A 23,689-nucleotide genomic window follows, 5' to 3' on the forward strand; every position below is an offset into this window, starting at 1 on the left:
GTCCCTTCCTCATGCCCTCGCCAGGGCAGGATCACCCGACCGGGAACCCGCGTTCGACCGCCACCGCTCAAGATCGAAAAGGCAACAGCTTCTGAGACTTGACGGTGGTCGGGGCGATGGACAGCCGGGCGGCGATCTCGGCGTTGGACCAGCCCGAGGCGACGGCGAGGAGGACGTCGCGTTCGCGTCCGGTGAAGGTGTCGGACCCGGTGTGCTGCTCAAGGGGGTCGGGGGTGCGCTGTTGGCGGACGGTGTCGATGAGTGCGCGGGTCAGGCCGGGGGTGATGACGGCGTCTCCGGCGGCGACGATGCGGATGGCGGCGGCGAGTTGGTCTGGGCTGGCGTTGTGTGGGAGGAATCCGCCGGCTCCGGCGCGCAGGGCGGCGTGGGCGTGTCCCTCGCGGCTGGTTGAGGCCAGGACCAGGACGCGGGGCGGGATCCAGTCTGCTCTGGCGGAGTCGGGGACGTCGGGGAGAAGGCGTACGGGTCGGGTGATGCGTCGGATGGCCTCGATGCCGTCCGTGTCGGGAGAAGGGGTGGCCATCAGGACAACGTCGGGACGGAGTGCGGTGCTCAGGCGGACCGCCTCGGCTCCCCTGACTGCTTCGCCGACGACGGTCAGGTCGGGCTCGGCGGTCAGGAGCATCCGGAGGCCGAGTCGCTGCAGGGACTGGTCGTTGACGATGAGTACGGAGACCATGCCGGTCGTTCTCCTTGCCGGGTGTGGGGGATGCGACGTCATCGACGACGGTGCTTGGGGCACCGGGCCGAGGCGGCCCGCCGGGTTTGCGGCGGGCCGCCTCGGAGGGTGGGGGCGGTCGCGGGCCCGGTCGGGGTGCTACATGTGGACGACGGGTGCGGCGTCGGGGTCCTGGGTGGGTACGCCGCGGCGGTACAGGACGATGCTGATGACCAGGCCGACGGCGAAGAAGACGGCCGACCACCAGTAGGCGGTGGAGTAGCCGTCCAGGCCGGCCTGGGCCTGGACGGCCGGGTCCGCCGGGTTCCTGCCGTCGAGGTAGTCGGTGACGGCGCTGGAGAAGAGGGTGTTGAGCAGGGCGGTGCCGAGGGAGCCGCCGACCTGCTGCATGGTGTTGACGGCGGCGGAGGCGACGCCGGCGTCCTCGGCACCCACGCCCGCGGTGGCCAGGCTCATGGCCGGGGCCATCACAAGGCCGAGGCCGAGACCCGCCACGACCAGCGGGGGCATGATGTCGGTGGCGTAACTGCTGTTCAGGTCGAGGGCGGTGAGCCAGACCATGCCGGCGGCGGCGAGCCCCATACCCAGCGGCACGATCGCCTTGGGGCCTATACGGGGGATCAGCACGGTGGTGGCAAGGGTTGAAGCGAGCATGAGAGCGGCGACCATGGGCAGGAAGGCCAGCCCGGTCTTGATAGGCGTGTAGCCCAGGCTCTGCTGGAGGTAGTAGGTCAGGAACAGGAAGACACCGAACATGCCGGCGCCGGTGATCAGAACAGAGATGAAGGAGGCGCCGCGGTTGCGGTCGAGCAGGACCCGCAGCGGCAGTGCGGACGTTGATCATCCGCTCGTAGTCACGCTATACCGGAAGACGGAGCTCAATAAGTACAACTCTCAACTTCATGCGTGAAATTCACCGGCCGTAATCGTCAGCTCAGCCCTCGGCCGACAACGGTTCAGCACATCAGGTCCGCCTTGGAGATGCGGCCGTGGACGCCCTTGACGATGTCGACCACCTGGGAGACGTGGAAGTCGGCGGCCGCGCTGAGGTAGGCGAGGCCGACGGGGCCGGGGACGCCGTACCGGTCGGTGAGGAGGGTGAGTGCGTCGCGTACGGCGTTGCGCAGTGCCTCGTCGAGGTCGCGGTCGAGGCCCAGCACGATGTGCTCGGACGGCGTTTCCGCGAAGGGTGCGCGCAGCCGGGCGGCCAGGGAGCGGGTGGCCGGGTCCGTGTGGACGGTGAGGCGGAGGGTGGCGCGCAGGGGGGCCTCGAAGGCGGTGAGGGCGACTTCGCCATCGCCCTGGGAGAAGTGCGGGTCGCCGACGTAGAAGAGGGCGTCGGGGACCTGGACGGGGAGGAAGAGCCGGGCGCCGGTGCCGAGGTGGCGGACGTCGAGGTTGCCGCCGTGCGGGCCCGGCGGGACGGAGTGGACGGGGGATTCGGTGGCCGGGGCGACGCCCATGATGCCCAGGAACGGGCGGAGCGGGAAGGCGAGTTGGCGGCCGTCGCCCACCGGGAGCCGCCCCCTGCCGTCCTCGCCCACGGTCGCGACCAGGCTGACCGGCTCGCCCAGGGGTGTCTGCGGGTATTCGCCGGGCAGGGCCCCCTTGCCGTGCCGGTTGCTGATCACCCCGTAGGGAGTGCGGCGGAGCAGGGTCAGGACCTCGACCTCCAGTACGTCGCCGGGCCGTGCGCCGTGCAGTGCCACGGGTCCGGTGACGACGTGCGGGCCGTGCGTCTGCGGCAGGTGTTCGCGTGCGGAGGCGGCCAGTTCGACGGCGTCGTGCAGCAGGCCGTTCGCGGCGATGCCGGCCGCCCCGAAGAAGGCGGCCGGGTCGCGGCCCTGGTCTTCGAGGATGCCTTCGTGGCTGATGGTGTCGAAGGTGACGGTCTCGCCCGAGCGGATGGTCAGCGCCGGTTTTGCGGTGGCGTTGGGCAGCAGGCCCCAGTGCACGCGGGCCGGGTCGGCGGGGAGGTAGTGGTCGCCGTCCAGGGGGCCGAGTCCGGGTTGGAGGAGGTTCACTTCAGTGCCTCCAGCAGGGCCTCGGAGCCGAGGGTGAAGCCGAAGCACTGGCGGACGTTGTAGAGGGTGGCGTCCATGCAGTACGCGGGCGAGGTGGTGGCCACCGCGTCCTGGACCATGAGGACGTCGTAGCCGAGGTTCGCGGCGTCCATGAGGGTGGCCAGGACGCACTGGTCGGCGTTGACGCCGGCGAACAGCAGGGTGTCGACCCGCAGGTTGCGCAGCACGCTGTCCAGCTCGGTGTCCTGGAAGCCGCTCATCCGGTACTTGGAGATGTGGAGGTCGCCGTCCGCGGTCTCCAGCTCGGAGACGATCGCGGCCGAGGGGCTGCCCTGCTCCAGTACCCGGCCGCCCGGGAGCGGGGCGCCGATGCCGCCGCCGGTGCCGTCCGGGTCGTAGACGTGCACAACGCCGGGCGGGAGGTTGGCCCGGTCGGGGCGGTTGCCCCAGTTGAGCCAGATGACGGGGACGCCGGCGGCGCGCAGCGGGGGCAGCAGGCCGGCGATGACCGGGATCGGGGCACGCGCGGGGGTCAGGTCCACGCCGATGGAGGCGAGCCAGCCGTCGGGCGAGCAGAAGTCGTTCTGCATGTCGACGACGATCAGCGCGGTCGCGGCGAGGTCGGCGGTCACGGTCTGCGGGAGTGCCTCGACGGTGACCGGGTGCGGGTCGCGGTGGGGGCGGGCCAGAACGACGGTTTTGCCGTGCGCCCGCCAGGCGTTGCGGGGGTTGGGCCCGATCAGGCCGTGGGCCTCAGGCATGCGCGGGGTTCCTCGAATCGGTGATGAAGTCCAGCAGTGCTCGGTCGGTGCCGCGGGCGCCCAGCGCGGACAGGCCCACGGGCAACGAGCGCACCCGCAGCAGCGGGGCGACGACCGCCGGGAGTCCGGCCAGGGAGGCGAGGCAGGTCAGGCGGAGGGTGGCGGCACGGATGGCCTCCATCTCCTCGGGCGGCGCGTCGGCGAGCGGGGCGGGGCCACTCGTGGCGGGCAGCAACAGGGCGGTCCCGGGCGGAAGTACGGCGTCCAGCGCCTTCCGCGCGTCGGACAGGACCTGTTCCGCCTGCGTCCGCTCGGCCGCGCTCACCCGGCGTCCGTTCTCGAAGCGCGCCGCGACGTCCGGGGCGAGCGCGCCCGGGTGACGGGTGATCCACGCGCCGTGCTGCTCCCAGGCTTCAGCGGACTGGACGGTGCGGAAGGCGGCGAACCACTCCTGAAGGTGTTCGACGGCTCCGGTGCGGGCAGGCGTCAGGGGTAGCGCCGTACGCAGGGTCAGTGCCCGGCAGGCGGCCTCGAAGGAGGCGCGGACCTCGGGTTCGGCGAGCGACACCAGTTCCTCGTCCACGATGCATGCGGTGATCGGTACGGTGGTGTCGCCCGGCGTCAGCAGCGCCTCGGCCGCCGTCCGCAGCAGGACGGGGTCGGGGGCCAGGAGTCCGGCGGTGTCGAAGGAGGGCGCCAGCGCCAGCAGGCCCCCGTTGGGGGTGGCGCCGTGGGTGGGCCGCCAGCCGTACAGGCCGCAGTAGGAGGCGGGCACGCGGATCGAGCCGGCGGTGTCGGTGGCCAGCCCCAGGTCCGCCCAGCCGCGGGCCACGGCGGCGGCCGGGCCGCTGCTGGAGCCGCCGGTGATCCGGCCGGGTGCGGCGGGGTTGGCGGGGGTGCCGTAGTGCAGGTTGGTGCCGGCGAGGCTGAAGGCGAGTTCGTCGGTCTGGGCGATGCCGGTGAGTTCGGCGCCGGCGTCGAGCAACTGCCGTACGGCGTCCGCGTGTTCGGGCTCCGTGCGGGCCTCGGCCAGCCACGCCGGGTTGCCCGCGCCCACTCGCTGTCCCGCGACGGCGAACAGGTCCTTCACGGCGGTGCGGACCTGCGCCAGCGGGCCTTGTCCGGTGGAGGCCACCAGGGGCCCGGCCGCACGCCACACCGCCGGGTCGCTCGGGTCGTCCGGCGCGAGCGTCGATGCGGCTACGGCGCTCACGTGCGCGGCGGCGATCCGCCACCCGGCGTCCGTGTGCTGCCACACCTGCGTCTGGAGCCCGCGCGTGCCGTCCTGCCGCCGTGTCTCGGCGGTCACGACCGCGACCCCCGCCGCCGGACGGACCACGTGCACCCGCTCGACCACCCGGGCGGGAGCCCCTCCCCTCCCCCGCCGGAAGTCGGCGATGGCGGTGTGGCCCACCAGGACGTTGTCGCCCTCGGCGCGCAGGGTGTCGGGCGCGTCGAGGAACCAGTGGTCCAGCCCGGTCAAGTCGTTGGCGGCGAGCGCCTGTTCGTAGGCCCAGAAGGCGGCGAGGAGATCCATGCTCACGGCGTTCCCGCTCGCAGCACGGCCAGATCCTGCTCGTCCAGGGCGGCGACCGGTCCACGCTCGATGAGATCCGCGAAGCCCTCGTCGGGGGCCATCACGGTGAGGGTGTAGAGGCGTTCGGTGGCGGACGTGTTCACGATGCGGTGCTTGGAGCCGACGGGCAGTACCAGGACGTCGCCGGGGGCGAGATCGCGCTCGTGCTCGTCGCTGGCGGCGCGGCCGTGGCCGGCGAGGACGACGAACGTCTCGACGGACTCGGGGTGCCAGTTGAGGGGCTGGGCGCCGCCCGGTTCCCAGACCTCGAAGACGACCGTAGTGGGCGAGCCGTCCCGGGGGCCGGTGAGGACGGCGAGCTTGACGGTGTCGCCGGCGGTGATGTGATGCGCGGTGATGTCACGCAGCGGGGTGTGCAGCGGGGCGTCGGTCATGGCGGGATCCCTGGAAAGTCAAGAGCGGTCTAGGAGGTCAAGGGACGGTCGGGCAGGAAGCGCGCGCATTCGCGCAACGCGGCGGCGGCCGCGGAGACGGAGGCGTCGACGAGCTTGCGGCCGAGTTCGGGCGTGGCTCCCGTGGGATCGCCGATGAGACCGTTGCCGGTGGCGAAGTCGTCGCTGGTCCAGCCGAAGGAGACCGGCTTGCCGAAGCCGATGTGCTCGTACGAGGTGAGGTGTTCGGGGACGCTGCGGCGCGCCTTGGTCATGTCCACCAGGTCCGGGTGGAGATGGAGCATGGCGGCGGTCTCCTTCAGACCGCCGTGCACGCCCATGCCGAACTCCGCGGCCGGGGACGTGCCGCCCTGGTCGGCGGGGAGGGAGGCGTGCAGCAGGAAGGTGCGTAGGCCGTGGCGGGTGCGCAGTTCGCGCAGGGCGACGCCGAGCAAGGCGCTGTTGCCGCCGTGCCCGTTGAGGAAGGCCAGCCGCCGGATGGGCCCTGCGGCCAGGGAGCGGCCGAGGTCGTCGAGGACGGACAGCAGGGTGCGGGCGCTGAGCCACAGCGTGCCCGCGGACCAGGCGTGTTCGTCGGACTTGGTGTAGGCGAGGCCCGGCAGCAGCGTGACGTCGCAGCTCTCCCCCGCGAGCCGGGCAGCTCCCTCGGCGACGGCTTCGGCCATGTAGTAGTCGGTGGCGACGGGCAGATGGGGCCCGTGCTGCTCGATCGCGCCGACCGGCAGCACGGCCACGGTGTCCTCGCCGAACCGCTCGATCTCCGGGCCGCTGAGGTCGATGAACCGGGTGAAGGTCACGGCGTCTCCTGCGAAGTGGCGGGAATCTTGCCGGGGTTGAGCAGGCCGAGCGGGTCGGCGGTGCGGGCCGTCTCCCGTACGAGGTCGAGGCGGCGGTCGACGTACCAGTTGTGCGGGCTGTGCACGCGGACGCCCAGGGCTTCCAGGGCGGCTGTGCCGGCGTACACGGTCTGTTCGTCCTGGTAGCGGGCCATGAGCATGCCGACGGTGCCGGAGCGCATGCCCTCCAGGTGGAGCAGGGTGTCCGGGAAGACCTTCCGGATCTCGGTGGTGTCGCCGAGCAGGACGTCGCCGCCGATCTCCAGGTGGAACCAGCCGTCCTCGGCCTTCATCAGGTGGTAGGTGGGGTGGTTGAAGGACATCGAGCTGATCAGCGCGGGTCCGTCCGGTGCGGGCCGGATGTCGAGGACACTGCCGCCGTGCGACCGGACGATCGCCCGTGCCTGGTCGACCGCCTCCTCCTCAATGATCGCGCGCACACTCAGGGCCGTGGGGTCCAGCGCCGGGTCGGGCCGGTAGACCCCCACGAGGCCGGCCTCGTCCAGCGAGGCCAGGCGCGGTGCCGGTTCGAGGCGTACGAGCGCCGACAGCGCGGCGGTGGCGGACGCCCAGTCGGCGAAGGCCGCGAACAGGCCCGTCCAGGTGCGGGCCCGCTGGAGCCGTACGGTCGCGGTGGCGATGATCCCGGTGGTGCCGTAGGCGTGGATGTACGGCAGTGCCTCCGCGTCCCGGACGGTGAAGGGCTCGGCGTCCGCCGTGCACGGTACGACCGTCAACTCCCGTACGAAACCGTCGCTGTTGGTCTTGTGCACGAGGGACCCGGTGCCGCCGCTTCCGCCGGAGAGGAAGCCGCCGACCGTGGTGCCGAAGGTGGACGGGAACATCCACAGCTCCTGGCCGAGGGAGCGGGCGTGGCCTTCGAGGTCGGACATCCTCGCCCCGGCCTCGGCGCGGATCCAGCCGTCACCGGCGTCGAGGATCCGGCCGCAGCCGGTGAGGTCGAGGACTGCGCCGTCGTACAGGGGGATCGCCTGGCCGTAGTTGCCGGTGCCCTTGCCGCGCGGGGTGAGGGGGATGCGGTGGCGGTGGGCCAGGGCCAGGATGCCCGGGATCTGCTCGTGGGAGGTGGGGCGCAGGACGACCTCGGCGTGTCCGGCGGGAAGGCGTGTGGACAGGATGGGCGACATGTGCGCCCAGTCGCAGGAGGCCTTCTCCCGCGCTGCCGGGTCGCGGATCACCCCGTCGGCGCCGAGGAGTTCGGTGGCCTCGGCGCAGAACTCCTCGATCCCGGGCGTGGGCCGGCGTTCCGTCGTGCCCGGAGCCCGTCCGTCCTCGACGAGTTCGGTGAGTGCGGTCAGGTTTCCGGTGCTCATCACTTCAGTCCGATCGAGGGGTCGATGAACTCGTTGGTCGCCAGGTCCTGCGCGATCAGGCCCGCCTTGACCTTGGCGCCGCTCTGCTCGACGAGGGGGGTGAAGGTCTTGAGAGCGGAGGCGACGCGCTTCGTGTCGAAGCTCCCGACGCTTCCGTCGGCCTCGTTGCCGAGGATGCCGAGCTTGACCATCTGCTTCGCGGCGAAGGTGCCGGTGCCCTCGGAGTAGACCCAGCCGGTGTTGTACTGCTGCACCAGGTCGCTGATGAGCTTGACCGTCTCCGACGGCTTGGCCGCGTAGTCGGCGGCCGACTGCTGCAGGACGGGAACGAGCTTCTTCAGGCAGGGGCTGAGCGACTTCAGCTCGCCACTGCGCACCGAGAGGGCTTCCGGGTAGACGTTGTAGCCGACGTCCGCGAGCAGCTGGTACTTGATCGGCTTCTTCCAGGCCGACACCTCGTGCTGGTAGATGTACGGCTCGGCGGTGGCGAAGCCCTGCTGGGCGATGCCGGGGTTGGACACGAAGCGGGCGGGCGCGCCGTCGTAACTGCCGTCCAACTGGCTCTTCTTGATGAGGCCCTTGTCGACCAGCATGGTGGCGTAGGTGCTGCCGTCCACGTAGACGACCTTCGCGTTCGACTTTCCGATGTCCGCGATCGTCTTCCAGTCGGGGTGGGTGGCGGGGTCCCACATCAGGACCTGCGGGCTCTTCTTCATCAGTGCCGCGACGGCCGTGACCGGCTGCTTGGCGGACGCCGTGATCGCCACGTCGGTGGTGACCGTGCCGAGGGTGATGCTCTTGTCGACGTACATCTGCGAGGGGACGGTCTGGTAGCCGATGGCGGAGCCGCCGGCCCGGATCTGGATGTCGACGCCGGTGTCCTTGCCCCCGATGACCAGCGGTCCGGTGATCCGCTTCTTGTTGGTGTCGACGGTGTAGCCGGGACCGACGAGGTTGTAGAGGGGGCCGTGTTCGGCCTCGGGCTCCCAGTCGACCTGGACGACGACCGTCTTGGGGCAGACGCCGGCCAGGTTCTGCGCGGCGGGAGCCGCCTGGAGCTTGCCGGCGGAGCCGGTGGAGGCCGTGGAGCCACCGCCGCAGGCGGTGACCGATACCAGGGCGATTGCTGAGGAAACGCCCGCGATGGCGGCGCGTCTGGCGGAAGAGGGCATGACTGAACTCCCAGAGGGACGGGTGAGGAGGAGGGAGAGGCGGGAGCGGGCTACGGCCGGTCGGCCGAGGCGTGCCAGGAGCCCACGGCGAGCCGGGCCACGAGGGTGAAAGCGGCGAAGACCGCGACGCCGAAGAACGAGGCGAGGATGATCGCGGCGAACAGGTCCTCGGACTGCAACCGGGAGCGGTAGACGTCGAGCAGGGTCCCGATGCCGGGTTCGCCCTGCTTGAAGAACATGTCACCGACGATCGCGCCGATCACGGACAGGCCGGAGGAGGTGCGCAGACCGGTGAAGACCGAGGGGAGGGCGGCGGGCAGTTCGAGCTTGCGCAGGCGGGCCCAGCGGCCCGCCCGCTGGAGGGTGAACAGGTCGTGGTGGGCGCGGTCGACCGACTGGATGCCGAACAAGGTGTTGGCGATCATCGGGAAGAGGGCGATCAGGACACAGACGACCACCCGGCTGGTGAAGCCGAAGCCGAACCAGAGGCCGATCAGCGGCACGATCGCGAGGATCGGCACGGTCTGCAGCACGACCGCGTACGGGTACAGGGAGCGCTCCAGCCAGCGGGCCCTGCTCATCAGCACCGCCGCCGTCACCCCCAGCGCGGAGGCGATGAGCAGCCCGACGAGCGCGACCTGCGCCGTGAGCCACAGCGCCTGGAGCATCGGCTGCAGATGGGCCCAGTCGAGGAAGGACACGGTCAGCACCTGCTGCGGGGGCGGGACGAGGAACCGCCGGGCGGGGCTGAGCAGCAGATAGCTCGCGGCGTACCAGAGGCCGAGGGCCACGCCGAGCGAGCCGAGCGGGGTGAGCACAGTGGAGGGCCGGATCCGGCGTCGGCGGGCCTGCCGCGCGGTCTTCGTCAACTGCGGTGCCGTTACGGCCACTTCGGCCGGGGCGGTGATGTCGGCGCTCACTGGAGGCCTCCTCGCAGAGCCGCCGAGACCTCGCCGGCGATACGGCCGAACTCGGGGTCGTATCGCAGCTCGGCCGGGCGGGGATGAGGGAAGGGGACGTCGAAGGAGGCGGTGATCCGCCCGGGGCGTGCCGACATCACGACGACCCGGCCGGCCAGGAAGACGGCCTCGGTCACCGAGTGGGTGATGAACAGGGCGGCGAAGCCGGTCTCGGCGTAGATGCGCTGGAGTTCCTCCTGCATGCGCAGGCGGGTCATCTCGTCGAGGGCGCCGAACGGTTCGTCGAGGAGGAACAGCGAGGGCCGGGTCATGAGGGCGCGGGCCAGGGACACGCGCATCCGCATGCCGCCGGACAACTGCCCCGGCAACTGCTTCTCGAAGCCCTCCAGGCCCACCAGCCGAAGGGCGTCCAGCGCCCGCTCGCGCCGTTCGGTCTTCGGGGTCCCGGTGAGTTCAGCGGGGAGCTCGACGTTGGCGAGGACGGTGCGCCAGGGCAACAGGGTCGGGTCCTGGAACACATAGCCGACCGAGTCGGTGGGGGCGTGGACCGTGCCGCCGGAAGCGGTGTCCAGGCCGGAGGCGAGGCGGAGCAGGGTGGACTTGCCGCAGCCCGAGGGGCCGACGACGGCGACGAACTCACCTGGGGCGATGGAGAGTTCGAGGCCGGTCAGGGCGGTGGTTCCGTTGGCGAAGTGTTTGTCGACGCTCTCGAATCGCAGCGTCGCGTCGAGCGTCTCTTCGGCGATGGTCGGCACATCAGCTCCCTTCAGTGCCACAGTGCGGAATGTTGATAGCATGAACATCGATTGTTTCCGGCCAGTGTCATGGCCGTATCCATTCGTCAGGACCGGGAGGTGACCGGCCTCAGTAGAGTTGGCGGACCACCGACGTACGGCTGACCAGCCGCCCGCCGGCGAAGACGAGCCGCTCGGGACAGGACGCGCCGAGAGCCTCCGACACGGTCTGCGCGCGCACCGCCAGAAGATCGGCGACAGCACCCTCGTGCGGTCCCGCCGCAGGCAGGCCGAGGACGGTGCGGGCGCCCGCGGTGACCGCGTGCAGCGCCTCGTCCGGGGCGAGATGACCGGCCGTGACCAGCAGGGACGCGGTCTCCAGAGGATCCGCCCGGCCCACGGGGTTGAACGGGTCTCTGATGTTGTCACCACCGGCCGCGACCCGTACGCCCGCGTCCAGCAGCGCGCGTACCGCGGTGAGCCCGCGCGGGGTGGACGACGGCCGGTCGCGGCCCTGGAGGTAGAGGTTCGTCAGCGGGAGGGCCACCACGCCGATCCCGGCGTCCGCGACCTCCTTGGCCGTGCGCGCCGCCTCGTCCGGCTCCACCGCGCCCAGGCTGACGCAGTGACTCGCGGTGACGCCCGGCACGAAGCCACGCTCCCGCACGGCACCGGCGAGCAGGCGCAGGTCCCCCGCGCCCGGGTCGAGGGTCTCGTCCGCGTGCAGGTCGACCCCCACATGGTGCTCGGCGGCGATACGCAGGGTGCGTTCCACGGACGCGGCCGGGTCGGCGGACAGATGGGGGCAGCCGCCCAGCAGGTCCGCGCCGAGGTCGAGCGCCTGGTGCAGCAGCTCGTCCGGGGCGTCGATGTGTAGGACGGCGATCTGGAGCCGTACCCGCCCTCGGAGCTGTCTGCGCAGCCGGAGCAGGGCGCGCAGGCCGCGCAGTGGATCACCGGTGCTGTAGCTGCCGTCGTCCGTCAGGAGATCCACGTGGGTCCTGACGGCCGTCACCCCGTTCGCACACAGCTCGTCGACCGCCCGCCCGGCGCGCTGGAACACGTCCTCCTCGGTGACCCGCGCGGCGTACGCGCGCCAGGCGGTGACGGCCGAGGGCAGGTCGCCGGGCAGGGCGCCCGCCAGGTCCCAGGTCAGGGCCTTGTCCAGGTGAGCGTGCGGTTCCGCGGGGGCGGGCAGGAGCAGATACCCGGTCAGGTCGAGTTCCTCGGGGCCGGGGGGAAGCAGGCCGGGTGGGGCGACCCGGGCGACGAGACCGCTGTCCGGGTCGAGCAGGAGGTCACGGACGTCTCCGTCGGGCAGCCGCGCACCGCGTAGCAGTAGAGGTGGCATGTCAGCCGTCCGTTCCGTGCGGCGCGGTGAGCACCGCGAAACCGTCGAAGTCATGACGGCGTACGGGGACGCCGAACATGTCGGTGGAGGCGTACGGGCGGGTTCGGCCGTCCCGTACGGCCGCGAACGCCTCGGCGACCCGGCCCACGAAGTCCGCCGACTCGCGGTGCCGCAGGTTGTGGCCGAGCAGCGCGGTGGTGACGGGCAACTCCGCGAGGCGGCGTGTCGAGTCGGCGAAGGCGGCCACGTCGGCGCCCGGCACATGGGCGAAGAAGGTACCGCTGATCAGCGTGTCCCCGGCCAGCAGCAGCCCGGCCTCCGGCTCCCACAGGCAGATGCCGTCCGGGGAGTGCCCCGGGGTGTGCAGCACCTCCAGGCGACGCCCGCCCAGATCGACGACGTCTCCTTCGTGCAGCAGCCGGGTGGGACGTACGGCCTCGATGCGCCAGTCGGCCAGGTCGGGGACCGGCCGCACCTCGACACGGGAGTCCGTCAGGAAGAAACCGCCGGCGTCCAGGGCGTGGAACTCCTCGTACCGCTTGCGCAGGTCGTGCGCGAGGTGCGCGTACGCCTCCAGCCACTCGTACGGGGCCGGAGCCGTGTGCAGGGCGGCCCCGGCGGGGTGTACGGCGATGTCCTCGGCGTGTGCGGCCAGGGAGGCGTTGCCGCCGCGGTGGTCGAAGTGATGGTGCGAGTTGACGACCAGCAGCGGCAGTCCGGTCAGCCGCCGCACCTGCTCGCCGATGTCGGCGATGCCCATTCCCGTGTCGTAGAGCAGGGCCCTCTCGTCGCCGAGCAGGAGGTAGCTGTTGACGTGGCCGGGCTCGCCGATCACGAAGGCGCCTGGGCCGGTCTCGGCGACCTGGAACCAGTCGGGGCCGCTCACGCGGCACCGAGCGCGTGGTAGCGGCGGTCGTGGTGCACGAGCGCGGTCGGTCCGCCGGTTCCGGTCACCACGTCCTCGACGGCCGCGACGATCAGGTGGTGGTCCCCGGCCGGGAGGTCGCGTGTGACGCGGCACAGCACCGTGTACGAGCTGTGCGCGAGCAGCAGCGGCAGCCCGCCGCGCTCCTCGGCCGACCACTCCAGGTCCGCGAACCGGTCGGCGGTGCGGTCCGCGAAGCGCCGGGAGACATGCTCGCCGCCGGAGTGCAGGATGTTCAACGCGAACCTGCGACCACCGAGCAGCGCGGGCAGCGAACGCCCGCCGCGGCCCACCCCGATGGCCAGCAGCTGCGGTTCGCGGCTCAGACTCATCACTGCGGTGCTGGTGAAACCGACCGGGCGCCCCTCGGAGGTCAGAGCGGTGACGACACAGACGCCCCCGGCCAGGGCGGCCATCGCGTCGAGGAAGGCGGAGTCCGGCGGGCAGGCGACGAAACGGTCGGAGGTGGCCGCGGCCATGGGGGCTCCCTTGGGACTGGGCGGGACGAGGAGGCACGTACGACCCGTGCGACTCGATGGACTCGACGACACCTAGAATGTTCGTGTCATCAACATTGAGCGTAGGGCCTCGGTGTTTCACTGGCGTAAAACCTCTCCCTGGCCGCCTTTGGGACCTCAACGGCCCGCCGACCTCGCCCCTTAGGATTCCTGCCATGCCGGCCCAACCCGCCCACAGCACGTCCCCCGCCGCCGGGGACACGGACGCGCCCCTGCGCGCCGAACTCGGCAGCGCAATCCGCAAGTTGCGCAAGGAACGAGGCCTGACCCTCGTCCAACTGGCCGAGCGCGCCGCGCTCTCCCACCCGTTCCTCAGCCAGCTGGAGCGGGGGCTGACCCGCCCGAGCATGTCATCCCTGCACCGCATCGCCCGCGCCCTCGGCACCACCCAGCAGGCACTCATGACCGTGGCGGCGGTGCCCCATCCCGGCACCTCGGCCGACTCCGTCCACTTGGTGCGATCGGGCGAGGGGCTGCCCGTGGCCAACCGCGGCGGCGGAACGGCGCGCATGCTCGGGGCCCCTGCCTACTCCGTCCACCCCGTGGAGTACACCGGGGTCGGAGAGCGGTTCGGCGAGTACTTCGACCACCCCGGAGACGAGTTCGTCTACGTCGTGGCAGGCGAGATCGAGATCGACCTGCAGACCGCGGACGGCCCCCGTCTCCACGTACTCGGGCCGGGAGACAGCATCTACTACCGAGGTGGGACTCCCCACCGCTGGCGCGCGGTCGGTGACGGTTCACGGGTACGGCTCCTCACCGTCCAGAACGCGACGGGGGAAGCCGACCGCCACCCCTGACGCAGACATGGCCGGACGAGTTCACAGGTGTCCGGCCACAGGGCATCCGGCTGAGGCAAGCGGACGCCCCGCGTCGTCTCGGTTCGGCTCGCCTCAGGGGGCGCGAAGGAGAGATGCGCAGGAACTCCGCGAGGCTGTGCGTAGCCGTGTTGTGGTCCGTCTCGGCGAACAGTGGGTCCAGGTGGTTCATGTCGTTGTGCGACTCGTAGACGCCGACGGCACCCGGGAGCCGGCCGCGACCTTGCGGGCCCCTCCAGGACCGTGCCTCGAAGCAGGGGTGCCCCGCGATGTCCCAGGCGGCATACGCCAGTGCGGTGGTCGCACCCCAGGAGTGCCCACCGAGCACCACGCGCCGGGTGCCGTCGGCCCGGGCGGGCCGCGGAGGTCGCGGAGGGTGAGCGAGAGCCCCCACCCGGCGGCGAAGGTGGAGGCCGCCGGATCCTGGGATCGATAGTGACCGTCGAGGTAGTAGACGGCAGGGTCAGAGCCGCCGAACCCGGCCCGATCCGCCAGGTTCTCTTCCCGACGGTCGAACGCCCACACCTGCACCCCGGGCACGGACGCGACCAGATCCCTCGCCATCAGCCGGAAGTCGTTGGCGGCCCCGAACATCCCCGGCGCCAGCACCAGCACGGTGGCCGCATCCCGGGCCGATCCTGAGCACGTGCACACGGACTGTGGGGGCGGGGCCGCCACCAGGGGCGACGACTGTCGCGGTGTACGACTCGGGGGTTGCCGCTCGGCTGGTGCGGGCCGGCTCGTCGGCGGACGCCGGCCACGCAGTCCCGGTGGTGCCCGCGGCCGGGGCGAAACTGCTCAGCACGGTCGTGCTCACCAGGGTCCTGCGGGACGGATTCCCTCGCGTCGGACGGTTCGTCGTCTTCGGGTCTCTCCTTTGACGTTGGGGGGTGTGAGACACCGTTGATCCCCAGCTTCTCCCGAGTCCTGTACGGGCCTGGCGCCGGGGTACCGCCGTGACGCGACGCGTCGGCCCAGCCGTACGAAGGAGGGAGTGGCCAACCGACCCGCCTCGAACCTGCTGTCCCGTCACTTCCGGTCGGCGACCAGCGACCAGACCTCCACATCGTGTCGGACGCCACCCAGGGACAGGGCCGAGCGCAGCACCCCCTCGCGCTCCATGCCGAGTCGTTTCGCCACCGCGAGGCTGGGTGTGTTCCCGGTTGCCGCCGACCACTCGACGCGGGACATGCCCCGGGCGTCGAGCGCCCACTCGGTCATCAGGCGGGTGGCCCGTGTCACCAAACCGCGGCCGCGCGCCTCCGGCGCGAGCCATGCTCCCAACGAGCAGTTTCCGGTCCGTGCATCGAACGTGGCGAACCCCGCTCCCCCCACGAGCAGGTCGTCGAGCCAGATGCCGTAGACCCGCCTGCCGTCCCGGGCCTGGTCGTCGGCGTAACCCTGCAGCCATTGCGCGGCCTTGGCCGGCTCGTCGATATCCGTCGCCCAGGGCATCCAGGGGGCGAGATGGGAGCCGGAGCGTACGACGAATTCGTAGAACTCCTCTGCCCGCCAGGGTTCGAGGACGCGGAGCTCGGCCCCTTCGGCGACGGCGTGACTGAGCATGGCGCTTCCGATCGACGGAGGGAGGTGGGATGCGGTGGACGAGTCAAGTCCCATGGCCATCAAGGAGGTTGCGGCCTCGTGAGCGACTTGTGCGACTACGGTACTCAAAGCTTCAAGCTCTTGTCTCGTCGCACAGCCGGATCATAAGGTTCCGGGTGTCCGCGATGTCCGGCGCCGATCGCCGCCCTCCCCACATCCGGCACTGCGTGACAGGCGTGAACATTGAGCGTCGCTACCTTCGTCCTCAGACGGCTCAGCGGTGGGCTGCTGGTCCTGCTGATCCTCAGCTTCCTGGTCTTCGCCCTGCTGGCCGCGAGCCCGGGTTCACCGATCCAGACCCTGCTCGGCACCCGGCCGGCGACGCCGGAGCTGGTGCACGAACTGCGTGGCCGGTACCACCTCGACGACCCCTTCGCTCTGCAGTACCTGCACTGGTTCTCCGACGCCGTCCGCCTCGACTTCGGCCGGTCGATCTCCGTCCAGCCGGGGACACCGGTCGCGGACATGATCTACGGCCGGCTGGCGCTCAGCGCTGAACTGGCGGTCTACTGCCTGCTGCTCGTCCTGCTGCTGGGCGTCCCTCTGGGTGTGATCGCGGGCATCCGCCACGGCCGGACGGCCGACCGGATCATCTCGCTGCTGGCCACCTCCGGTTTCGGCGCTCCGGTCTATGCCCTGTCCATCGTCTTGCTCTACGTCTTCGGCGTCGCCCTGGACTGGTTCCCGGTGTACGGGGCGGGGGACGGGTTCGCCGACCGGGTGACGCACCTGACGCTGCCCGCCGTGGCGTTGGCCACCGTGCTGTCGGCCGTCGTCGTCCGGCAGGCCAGGGCAGCCACCCTGACGGTGTTACGGCAGGACTACATCACCTTCGCCCGGCTCCGCGGCCTCGGCCCGCGCCGCGTGCTCATCGGCTATGTGCTGCGCAACTGCGCGCCCCCGGTGCTCACCAGCGCCGGGATGCTCCTCATCGCACCGCTCAGCGCCGGGATCTTCATCGAGCAGGTGTTCTCCCTGCCCGGAGCGGGCTCGCTCCTGCTGTCGGCGGTGACCTCCGAGGACGTACCGGTCGTCCAGGCGCTCGCGCTGCTGATAGGCGCCTTGGTGGTCCTGGTCAACCTGCTCGTCGACCTGCTCGGGTTCCTTCTCGACCCGCGGGTCCGCCTGCACACGGCTGGGGAGGGCTGATGCCGAACCCCCCGGACCCGGTCCCCGCTCCGGGCACCGCCGACGCGCGGGAGGTGTCGAGGCGCTTCCGTGCTCCCGCGCTGGTGGCGCTGGCCGCGTCAGGCGTCGCCGTCGTCGTGCTGCTGGTGGTGGCGGGCGACTGGGTGGCGCCGTACGACCCAGGGCACCAGGATCTGATGCGCGGTGCGGCCGGTCCGGGCGACGGGCACTGGCTCGGCACGGACGACTTGGGGCGTGATGTCCTGTCCCAGGTGGTCGCCGGCGCGCGCACCGCCGTGGTCGGCCCGCTGTGCGTGGCGGTGGGTGCGCTGCTGCTGGGCGTTCTGCTCGGCGTGGCGGCCGGGTACCGCGGCGGTCTTCTCGACGCCGTGACGAACCGGTTCGCCGACCTGCTCTACGTCCTTCCCGCGTTGCTGCTGGTCGTCGTGGTGGTCGGGATGGCGGGTGACGGCTACTGGTTCGCCGTCGCGGTCGTCACCCTGCTGTCCCTGCCGGCGCAGATCCGCCTCTGCCGCAACACGACCCTCGTACAGGCCCGTCTGCCCTACGTCGAAGCCGCCCGGATCCTGGGGCTTCCCGACTGGCGTGTCATGTTCCGGCACATTCTGCCGAACATCCTGCCCACCGTCGTGGCGACCGCCCTTCTCGACTTCGTCGGAGCGCTGATCAGCCTGTCCGGCCTCTCCTATCTGGGGCTCGGGGTGCCGCCGGGCACGCCCGACTGGGGCGAACTGCTGCGCCAGGGCCAGAGCCTGCTCGCCGTCAACCCGTACATGTCTCTCGCACCCGGCCTCATGATCGCCATCGCCGCGACCGGTGCCACGCTCCTGGGGGACTGGGTGTACGACCGCAGTACCGCCGGAACGGACCGACGATGACGGACGACGGACAGACCCGCCGGGTGCGTGCGGACCGGGAGGCCGGTGGTGCCCTGCTGTCGGTACGCCATCTGCACGTGTACGCGCACCCGGACCGCTCCCAGGGCCTACGGACCCTGGTCCGCGACATCGGCTTCGACCTCGCACCCGGCGAGACCCTCGGTGTCGTCGGCGAGTCCGGCAGTGGCAAGACATTGACCGCCCGCGCCGTCATGGGCGTACTCGCCGATGGACTGCGGGCCGAGGGCGAGGTCCTGTTCGACGGGATCGAGCTGCTGGGCAGAGGGGAGCGGGAGCTGCGTCCCCTGCGCGGCAGCCGGGTGGCCATGGTGCTGCAGGACCCGTTCACCGCACTGAATCCGCTGCAGACCGTCGAGACGCATCTGCGGGAATCGCTGTCCCCGCAGATGCGTCGCGACCGGGCGAGAGCCGCCACGGAGGTCTCGCGCCGCCTGCGCGAGGTGGGACTGGACCCGGAGACGGTCACAGGCCGCTACCCGTTCCAGCTCTCCGGCGGCATGCGGCAACGCGTCGCGATCGCGGCGGCGCTGGCGCGGGACCCGGACCTGCTCGTCGCGGACGAGCCGACGACGGCCCTCGACACCACGACCCAGGCAGAGGTTCTCGCGCTGTTGCGACGACTGCGGGCCGACCGTGGCATGGCCCTCGTGCTCATCACCCACGACCTGCGCGTCGCGTTCTCCGTCTGCGACCGGGTGCTGGTCATGTACGCCGGCTCCGTGGTGGAGGACGCCCCGGCCGCCGCGCTCGCCGACGCGCCGCGACACCCCTACAGCCTCGGCCTGATGCTGGCCGAACCTCCCGTCTCCCATTTCGTGGACCGCCTGGTCTCCCTGCCCGGCCAGGTACCGGCCGCCGACAGCGTCGCCGAGACCTGCGCCTTCGCCGACCGGTGCGAGTGGCGGCGCCCTCCTTGTACGGCAACGCGCCCGGAGTTGACTCCCCGGTCGGCACAGCGGCGATCCGCGTGCGTACGGATCGGCGAGATCGACGACGAGCTCCGCGTCCGCCTGAGCGGCCCCGCCGCCCCGGGTACGCCTCCCCCCGCCCCCGGCGGCGACCCGCTCCTTGTCGTCGAGGGCGTCACCAAGACGTACGGAAGGACGACGTCACTCATCCGGCCGCGAAGGACGACGACGGGCACCTCGGCCCTGCGCGAGGTCTCGTTCTCGCTCCGCGAGGGCGAATCGCTGGGCGTCGTCGGCGAGAGCGGCTCCGGCAAGACCACCCTCGCCCGCTGCGTCCTGGGCCTCACCACGCCCACCAGGGGCACGATCCGGCTCGGCGACATCGATCTCGGCGACTACGGCAGGCTGAGCCGGAACGATCACCGCAAGGTGCGGCGACTGGTGCAGATGGTCTTCCAGGACCCGTACTCCTCCCTCAATCCACGGCTCACCATCGGTGCGACCCTGCGTGAGGCGGTCGCAGCGGGCGCCGATCCTGCGCAGCGGCCGGCGGAGCTGCTGGAGCGCGTGGGCCTACCGGCCTCGTACGCGCGAAAGCACCCGGGCGCGCTGTCCGGCGGCGAGCGGCAGCGGGTCGCCATCGCCCGCGCGCTGGCGGTCCGCCCCAAGCTGCTGGTCTGCGACGAGCCCGTCACGGCGCTCGACGTGTCGGTACAGGCCCAGATCCTTCAACTGCTGCGCGAGGTCCGCGCCGAGTACGGCACGAGCCTGATCCTCATCACCCACGACCTGTCGGTCGTCCGCCAGATGACCGACCGCGCCCTCGTGCTGCGCGGCGGCGAGATCGTCGAGAGCGGCGAGACCGCGGCCCTCCTCGATTCCCCCCGCCACCCCCACACCCAGCGCCTTCTCGCCTCGACTCCGGGCGAGAGCTGAGCCCTGCTCAGACACCCCCCGCACAGAACGGAAGCAGGAAACAGAATGCCCCCCACCGTGCCCGGCCGACCCGTCAGGCCTCTCTCACGGCGGACGATGCTGTCCGCCGCGATCCTCACCGCCCTCACCACCGTCGCCGCCACCGCCTGCACCAGTGACAACGACACCGCGACCACGGGGACGAAGAGAACGACCGACAAACCCATACCCGTGGTCGACTGGGCGCTGCCCAATGCGCCCGCGTCGCTCGACTACGCCAAGAGCTACGACAACAACTCGACCGGCGCCGTCATGTCACTCGTCACGGAGCCCCTGGAACGGGTCTCCAGCACCGGTGAGTTCACCCCGAACCTCGCGTCCTCGGTGGCCCAGCCGAACACCACCACCCTCGTCTACCGGCTCCGGTCGGGGGTGAAGTTCTCGAACGGTAAGGAAATGACGGCACAGGACGTCGCCTGGAGCATCGAGCACTTCACCGCCGAAACGGCACAGACCGCCGCCCTCGGCCAGAAGGTGAGCAGCGTCAGTGTGACGGGCCCGCTGGAAGTGACCGTGAAGCTCAAGGCCCCCGTCCCGACGGCCCGTGCCGGCATCGCCCTCGCGACGCTCGTCGAAGACGCCGATTTCGCCAAGGCGCATGCCAAGACCCTGGGCAACGCCGGCACCGCCCCGATCGGCACGGGCCCCTACAAGGTCGCCTCCCAGACAGCGGAGAAGATCACCCTGGTCCGCAACCCGCAGTACACCCGGACGAGGCCGGCCGCGGACAAGGTCGTCTTCTCCGTCATCCCCGACGACACGGCCCGCCAACTCGCCCTTCGCTCCGGCTCGGTAGACGGCGGCCCCGTCACCAACCGCAAGAGCGTCGCCCAGTGGAAGGCCATACCGGACGCGACGGTCTACGCCTCCCCGTCCCTGTCCCAGGACTTCCTCGCCATGGACGTCACCCGCGCACCCTTCGACGACGTGCACGTCCGCCGGGCCGTCGCCCACTCGGTCGACATCTCGGGCATCATGAAGGCCGGCTTCGACACGTACGCCCGGCCGATGACCGGGCTGGTCCCGGCCGGGGAACTGGCCGGCGTGGCCGGCTCGCGGAAGTCGGCGGAAGCCTTCCTGTCCGACCTGCCCCAGTACGAGCTCAGCGAGGCCAAGGCCAAGGCCGAACTGGCCAAGTCCGCACACCCGCAGGGCTTCTCGACGACCATCGAGTACGTCAAGGACTACCCCTGGCAGGAACTCACCGTCCTGAACCTCCAGCGGAACATGCGGCCGCTCGGCGTGAAGATCACCCCCAAGCCCGTCACCGCCAACGAGTGGTACGCCAAGTTCTACCAGCATGAACTGACGGGCATCACCCTTCCCTTCGGCTTCGGGGCGAGCTACCCGGACCCCGCCCCGCTGCTGGGCAAACTCGTCGGCGAGGCCAACATCGGCTCCCAGAAGATCAACATCGCCAACTGGAGCACCCCCGAGGTCGACAAGGCCCAGCAGGTTGTCACCATCGCGGGCCCTCGCGCCCCCCGCTGGACTGCAGCCAAGACGATCCTCACCGAGGTCGCCGACCAGGTCCCCTACATCCCGCTCTTCACCGAGGACGAGGTCTACGCCCTGGGCAAGGGCCTCGCGTTCGACAAGTCGGGCATCACGTCCTTCGACCTGTCCAACGGCAGCTGGATCTTCTCGCTGAAGCCCACCGCCTGACCCGGCGTCCCGGCCCATCCGATGCGAAGGCCCGGGCTGGCGACCCGGGCCTTCGCCACGCATCCCCGGAGGTGCCGCCGTGTCACGTGTTCGGCAGCCAGGGCGCGAGCGCTGCGTCGACCAGACCGACCACCAGGTCCTGTTCAAGGTGCACGCCGTGCAGGAAGCGCTCGAAGAGCAGCGGTCCGATGATGCGGGCGATGAGATCCCTGGCGTGTTCCTGGGCGCCGGGGCGGAGTTCACCGCGTGCCACGGCGGCGGCCAGCGCGCGGGTGAGGTCTGCGTCGGCTTGGCCGACCATCTCCTCGCGGAGGCGCCGCGCATCCTCGTCCCGCTCGGCCCGCTGGACGATGGTGGCGAGGATCGACACGGCGCTTGGCTGGTTGAGCCGATGGGCCATCTGTTCCGCCTGGGTCACCAGCTGGTCGCGGACGGGGCTGTCGTCGAAGGAGAGCAGGGGGCGGACGTCACCCTCGAGTGCGTCGAGGAGGAGGGCCTGCTGGTCGGGCCAGTGCCGGTAGACGGTGGCGCGACCGATTCCGGCTCGTTTGGCGACGGTGGCGTGGGTGACGTTCTCGGGGCCGCCTTCGACGAGGAGTTCGGTGGCGGCGGCCAGGGCGGCCGCGCGGCTGCGCAGGGCGCGGGGATCGTCGTTGGTCCGGAGCATCGGAACACCTCTTTCTCGGGCAACTTGTGAGACGCATTGACTCATAGCCTCTCTTCGATACATACTGTCTCACAGATGGCTGCGGAAGTCCCGCCGAAGCGGACGGGCCGTAGCCGCCCCCTGTCAGACCTGGCCCTGTTGCGGGTCCGCCGGCCGAAGGAGAGCTCATGCCTGTGAACGAGAACGCCGTCATCCTGCGTTTCGCCGATCGTGCGACCGCCTACCAGGCGCTCAGTGATCTGAAGTACCTCAGCCCCGCCACGACGGAGGTCCGTGCCGCCGTTCTGATCGAGCGCCTCGAGGACGGCGCGGTGCGTATCCCGGAGGGACTGGACACCGAGGAGGGACGCAACACGGCGGTCGGGGGGCTGGTCGGCTCGCTGGTCGGCATCCTCGGCGGACCCCTCGGCGTCCTGATGGGCGTGGGCGTCGGCGCGCTGATCGGCTCAGGCTACGACTACAAGCGGGCCGAGGAGGCCACCACCGCCGTCGGCGCCTTCGTCCAACACGTCCCGCCCGGCGGCACGGCCCTCATGACCGAGGTCAGGGAGAGCGACCCCCAGGCCCTGGACCTGCTGGCCATGCGCTACGACGCCGTCCTCGAGCGCCGCCCGACCGACTCCGTACGAGTCGAACTGAAGGCCATGGAGGAGGCCGCCGAGCGGATCCGCAAGGAGGAGGCGAAGGCCAGGCGCGAGCACAAGCGCGCCGAGATCGCGCAGAAGCTCGGCCGGCGCCCCGGCGGACGCAAGGAGGACGACGCGGCACCGAAGGACACGCTCGCCGTGTGACCGGCGCGAGCGCCATGGACGCGGGGCACGGGACCGCACCACTGTCCCACTGCCTGTGCCCCGCTGGTCGGGGTGGGCCGATACCCCCCCGGTCCGCCCCGACCGCTTCGACCGACACCGAGCACCGACACCCGTGCTCTCGGCCTCGGAGACCTGCCGAAGGGAAAGACCGTCACCATGAAGCACCGCTCAGCAGTCCGCGCCCACCGCCTCTTCGACGGGCACACCGTGCACGACGGCCCCGTCATGGTCCTCGTCGAGGACGGGACGATCACGGGCGTCGACCTTTCGGGCTCCGCCCCGCCCGACGGGGTGCCGCTGACCGATCTGGGCGACGTCACTCTGCTGCCCGGACTGGTCGACGCCCACAGCCATCTGGCGTTCGACCCCGGCGGCCACACCGAGAAGCAGATGCTCGGCGACGACGACGCGACGATCCTGGCCCGTATGCGCACGCATGCCGCCCAGGCCCTGCGCGCCGGCGTCACCACCGTGCGTGACCTGGGTGACCGCGGATACCTGGCGCTGCGCCTGCGGCAGGAGCACGAGGAGGGCCCGCACATCGTCGCCGCGGGACCGCCCATCACCCGCACCGGCGGGCACTGCTGGTATCTCGGCGGCGAGGCGGACGGCGCCGAGCAGGCCGCCCGCGCGGTGACGGAACGGGCCCGGCACGGAGTCGACCTCATCAAGGTGATGGCCACCGGCGGCATGACCACGGCCGGCTCGGACCCCGGCAGCGCGCAGTACACCCTGGCCGAACTGCAGGCCATCACCCGTACCGCGCACGAACTCGGCCTGCGCGTCACGGCGCACGCCGTGGCTGGTGACTACGAGCGACCGGGGGCGCCAAATCCGAACCGGTGCGACGGACAGCCCCTCAAGGGGCGCCACCAGACTGGTGAGCCCGCCCCAACCGCCCACGCCGACAAGGAGGTTGTCGATGAC

22 protein-coding genes and 1 pseudogene are annotated in these 23,689 nt (G+C 71.2%); 7 read left to right on the forward strand and 16 right to left on the reverse strand.

All coding sequences use genetic code 11. The annotated features are described in order from the left end of the window. Positions 1-67 precede the first annotated feature (67 nt). The 14 genes and pseudogenes from ACFY1L_RS55470 to ACFY1L_RS55535 all read right to left on the reverse strand — a co-directional run bounded on the left by ACFY1L_RS55470 (position 68) and on the right by ACFY1L_RS55535 (position 13,225). Positions 68-700 (reverse strand): response regulator, encoded by a 633-nt coding sequence (locus ACFY1L_RS55470; RefSeq protein ID WP_388843234.1) that lies wholly within the window; start codon positions 698-700, stop codon positions 68-70. Positions 701-838: 138 nt separating this feature from the next. After that, positions 839-1,528 (reverse strand): annotated as a pseudogene (locus ACFY1L_RS55475) (MFS transporter); the annotation flags it as partial. 128 nt (positions 1,529-1,656) lie between these two features. Next, positions 1,657-2,724: an acetamidase/formamidase family protein gene (locus ACFY1L_RS55480; protein ID WP_388843235.1), complete on the reverse strand. Its 1,068-nt coding sequence runs from the start codon at positions 2,722-2,724 to the stop codon at positions 1,657-1,659. Then, positions 2,721-3,485 carry a cysteine hydrolase family protein gene (locus tag ACFY1L_RS55485; protein ID WP_388843236.1) on the reverse strand — a complete coding sequence of 255 codons (765 nt, stop codon included), beginning with the start codon at positions 3,483-3,485 and terminating at the stop codon, positions 2,721-2,723. Before ACFY1L_RS55485 ends, ACFY1L_RS55480 begins: the two co-directional genes overlap by 4 nt. Beyond that, positions 3,478-5,022, reverse strand: coding sequence for an amidase (locus ACFY1L_RS55490; protein WP_388843270.1), 1,545 nt, complete (start codon positions 5,020-5,022; stop codon positions 3,478-3,480). The genes ACFY1L_RS55485 and ACFY1L_RS55490 overlap by 8 nt, the downstream gene beginning before the upstream one ends. Positions 5,023-5,024: 2 nt before the next feature. Continuing rightward, entirely contained in the window at positions 5,025-5,456 is a 432-nt protein-coding gene (locus tag ACFY1L_RS55495) for a cupin domain-containing protein (protein ID WP_388843238.1), read from the reverse strand. A 29-nt stretch (positions 5,457-5,485) separates the two neighbouring features. After that, on the reverse strand, positions 5,486-6,271 hold the full coding sequence (locus ACFY1L_RS55500; RefSeq protein ID WP_388843239.1) for a creatininase family protein: 786 nt from the start codon (positions 6,269-6,271) through the stop codon (positions 5,486-5,488). Then, complete coding sequence (locus tag ACFY1L_RS55505; RefSeq protein WP_388843241.1) at positions 6,268-7,644, reverse strand: FAD-binding oxidoreductase; 1,377 nt, start codon at positions 7,642-7,644, stop codon at positions 6,268-6,270. The genes ACFY1L_RS55500 and ACFY1L_RS55505 overlap by 4 nt, the downstream gene beginning before the upstream one ends. Beyond that, positions 7,644-8,816, reverse strand: a complete 1,173-nt coding sequence (locus tag ACFY1L_RS55510) for a hypothetical protein (RefSeq protein ID WP_388843242.1) — start codon at positions 8,814-8,816, stop codon at positions 7,644-7,646. The genes ACFY1L_RS55505 and ACFY1L_RS55510 overlap by 1 nt, the downstream gene beginning before the upstream one ends. A 50-nt stretch (positions 8,817-8,866) precedes the next feature. Next, positions 8,867-9,736: an ABC transporter permease gene (locus ACFY1L_RS55515; RefSeq protein WP_388843244.1), complete on the reverse strand. Its 870-nt coding sequence runs from the start codon at positions 9,734-9,736 to the stop codon at positions 8,867-8,869. Beyond that, positions 9,733-10,491, reverse strand: a complete 759-nt coding sequence (locus ACFY1L_RS55520) for an ABC transporter ATP-binding protein (RefSeq protein ID WP_388843246.1) — start codon at positions 10,489-10,491, stop codon at positions 9,733-9,735. Before ACFY1L_RS55520 ends, ACFY1L_RS55515 begins: the two co-directional genes overlap by 4 nt. Positions 10,492-10,600: 109 nt before the next feature. Next, positions 10,601-11,821 carry an amidohydrolase family protein gene (locus ACFY1L_RS55525; protein ID WP_388843248.1) on the reverse strand — a complete coding sequence of 407 codons (1,221 nt, stop codon included), beginning with the start codon at positions 11,819-11,821 and terminating at the stop codon, positions 10,601-10,603. 1 nt (position 11,822) lies between these two features. After that, positions 11,823-12,707, reverse strand: coding sequence for an MBL fold metallo-hydrolase (locus ACFY1L_RS55530; RefSeq protein ID WP_388843250.1), 885 nt, complete (start codon positions 12,705-12,707; stop codon positions 11,823-11,825). Then, positions 12,704-13,225, reverse strand: a complete 522-nt coding sequence (locus tag ACFY1L_RS55535) for a flavin reductase family protein (RefSeq protein WP_388843251.1) — start codon at positions 13,223-13,225, stop codon at positions 12,704-12,706. The genes ACFY1L_RS55530 and ACFY1L_RS55535 overlap by 4 nt, the downstream gene beginning before the upstream one ends. Before the next feature lie 194 nt (positions 13,226-13,419). Between ACFY1L_RS55535 and ACFY1L_RS55540 the strand changes: the two genes are divergently transcribed. Then, positions 13,420-14,064, forward strand: a complete 645-nt coding sequence (locus ACFY1L_RS55540) for a helix-turn-helix domain-containing protein (RefSeq protein ID WP_388843253.1) — start codon at positions 13,420-13,422, stop codon at positions 14,062-14,064. Positions 14,065-15,111: 1,047 nt separating this feature from the next. Here the strand turns inward: ACFY1L_RS55540 and ACFY1L_RS55545 are convergent. Then, positions 15,112-15,648 carry a GNAT family N-acetyltransferase gene (locus ACFY1L_RS55545; RefSeq protein WP_388843255.1) on the reverse strand — a complete coding sequence of 179 codons (537 nt, stop codon included), beginning with the start codon at positions 15,646-15,648 and terminating at the stop codon, positions 15,112-15,114. Between the two features lie 222 nt (positions 15,649-15,870). Here ACFY1L_RS55545 and ACFY1L_RS55550 point away from each other — a divergent pair, with 222 nt between their 5' ends. The 4 genes from ACFY1L_RS55550 to ACFY1L_RS55565 are packed head-to-tail and all read left to right on the forward strand — an operon-like array spanning position 15,871 to position 21,283. After that, positions 15,871-16,836: an ABC transporter permease gene (locus tag ACFY1L_RS55550; protein ID WP_388843257.1), complete on the forward strand. Its 966-nt coding sequence runs from the start codon at positions 15,871-15,873 to the stop codon at positions 16,834-16,836. Then, positions 16,836-17,714 carry an ABC transporter permease gene (locus ACFY1L_RS55555; RefSeq protein WP_388843258.1) on the forward strand — a complete coding sequence of 293 codons (879 nt, stop codon included), beginning with the start codon at positions 16,836-16,838 and terminating at the stop codon, positions 17,712-17,714. Before ACFY1L_RS55550 ends, ACFY1L_RS55555 begins: the two co-directional genes overlap by 1 nt. Next, positions 17,711-19,579, forward strand: a complete 1,869-nt coding sequence (locus ACFY1L_RS55560) for a dipeptide ABC transporter ATP-binding protein (protein WP_388843260.1) — start codon at positions 17,711-17,713, stop codon at positions 19,577-19,579. The genes ACFY1L_RS55555 and ACFY1L_RS55560 overlap by 4 nt, the downstream gene beginning before the upstream one ends. A 45-nt stretch (positions 19,580-19,624) precedes the next feature. Then, the gene (locus ACFY1L_RS55565) at positions 19,625-21,283 is read left to right on the forward strand and encodes an ABC transporter substrate-binding protein (protein WP_388843262.1); all 1,659 of its coding nucleotides are present in this window, start codon (positions 19,625-19,627) and stop codon (positions 21,281-21,283) included. 82 nt (positions 21,284-21,365) lie between these two features. On the opposite strand, the gene ACFY1L_RS55570 is transcribed toward ACFY1L_RS55565, so the two are convergent. Further along, complete coding sequence (locus tag ACFY1L_RS55570; RefSeq protein WP_388843264.1) at positions 21,366-21,950, reverse strand: TetR/AcrR family transcriptional regulator; 585 nt, start codon at positions 21,948-21,950, stop codon at positions 21,366-21,368. A 167-nt stretch (positions 21,951-22,117) separates the two neighbouring features. Here ACFY1L_RS55570 and ACFY1L_RS55575 point away from each other — a divergent pair, with 167 nt between their 5' ends. Further along, positions 22,118-22,741 (forward strand): hypothetical protein, encoded by a 624-nt coding sequence (locus tag ACFY1L_RS55575; RefSeq protein WP_388843266.1) that lies wholly within the window; start codon positions 22,118-22,120, stop codon positions 22,739-22,741. 177 nt (positions 22,742-22,918) lie between these two features. Next, a partial coding sequence (locus ACFY1L_RS55580; RefSeq protein ID WP_388843268.1) for an amidohydrolase family protein occupies positions 22,919-23,689 on the forward strand: 771 nt, incomplete at its 3' end.

This window comes from Streptomyces sp. NPDC001663, from assembly GCF_042893105.1.
Taxonomy (GTDB): domain Bacteria; phylum Actinomycetota; class Actinomycetes; order Streptomycetales; family Streptomycetaceae; genus Streptomyces.

Excerpts from the sequence above, each read along its gene's own strand:
- ACFY1L_RS55470 (WP_388843234.1), bottom strand. The coding sequence starts at position 700 with ATGGTCTCCGTACTCATCGTCAACGACCAGTCCCTGCAGCGACTCGGC.
- ACFY1L_RS55485 (WP_388843236.1), bottom strand. The coding sequence starts at position 3,485 with ATGCCTGAGGCCCACGGCCTGATCGGGCCCAACCCCCGCAACGCCTGG.
- ACFY1L_RS55490 (WP_388843270.1), bottom strand. The coding sequence starts at position 5,022 with ATGGATCTCCTCGCCGCCTTCTGGGCCTACGAACAGGCGCTCGCCGCC.
- ACFY1L_RS55495 (WP_388843238.1), bottom strand. The coding sequence starts at position 5,456 with ATGACCGACGCCCCGCTGCACACCCCGCTGCGTGACATCACCGCGCAT.
- ACFY1L_RS55505 (WP_388843241.1), bottom strand. The coding sequence starts at position 7,644 with ATGAGCACCGGAAACCTGACCGCACTCACCGAACTCGTCGAGGACGGA.
- ACFY1L_RS55510 (WP_388843242.1), bottom strand. The coding sequence starts at position 8,816 with ATGCCCTCTTCCGCCAGACGCGCCGCCATCGCGGGCGTTTCCTCAGCA.
- ACFY1L_RS55525 (WP_388843248.1), bottom strand. The coding sequence starts at position 11,821 with ATGCCACCTCTACTGCTACGCGGTGCGCGGCTGCCCGACGGAGACGTC.
- ACFY1L_RS55535 (WP_388843251.1), bottom strand. The coding sequence starts at position 13,225 with ATGGCCGCGGCCACCTCCGACCGTTTCGTCGCCTGCCCGCCGGACTCC.
- ACFY1L_RS55540 (WP_388843253.1), top strand. The coding sequence starts at position 13,420 with ATGCCGGCCCAACCCGCCCACAGCACGTCCCCCGCCGCCGGGGACACG.
- ACFY1L_RS55545 (WP_388843255.1), bottom strand. The coding sequence starts at position 15,648 with ATGCTCAGTCACGCCGTCGCCGAAGGGGCCGAGCTCCGCGTCCTCGAA.
- ACFY1L_RS55555 (WP_388843258.1), top strand. The coding sequence starts at position 16,836 with ATGCCGAACCCCCCGGACCCGGTCCCCGCTCCGGGCACCGCCGACGCG.
- ACFY1L_RS55560 (WP_388843260.1), top strand. The coding sequence starts at position 17,711 with ATGACGGACGACGGACAGACCCGCCGGGTGCGTGCGGACCGGGAGGCC.
- ACFY1L_RS55565 (WP_388843262.1), top strand. The coding sequence starts at position 19,625 with ATGCCCCCCACCGTGCCCGGCCGACCCGTCAGGCCTCTCTCACGGCGG.
- ACFY1L_RS55570 (WP_388843264.1), bottom strand. The coding sequence starts at position 21,950 with ATGCTCCGGACCAACGACGATCCCCGCGCCCTGCGCAGCCGCGCGGCC.
- ACFY1L_RS55575 (WP_388843266.1), top strand. The coding sequence starts at position 22,118 with ATGCCTGTGAACGAGAACGCCGTCATCCTGCGTTTCGCCGATCGTGCG.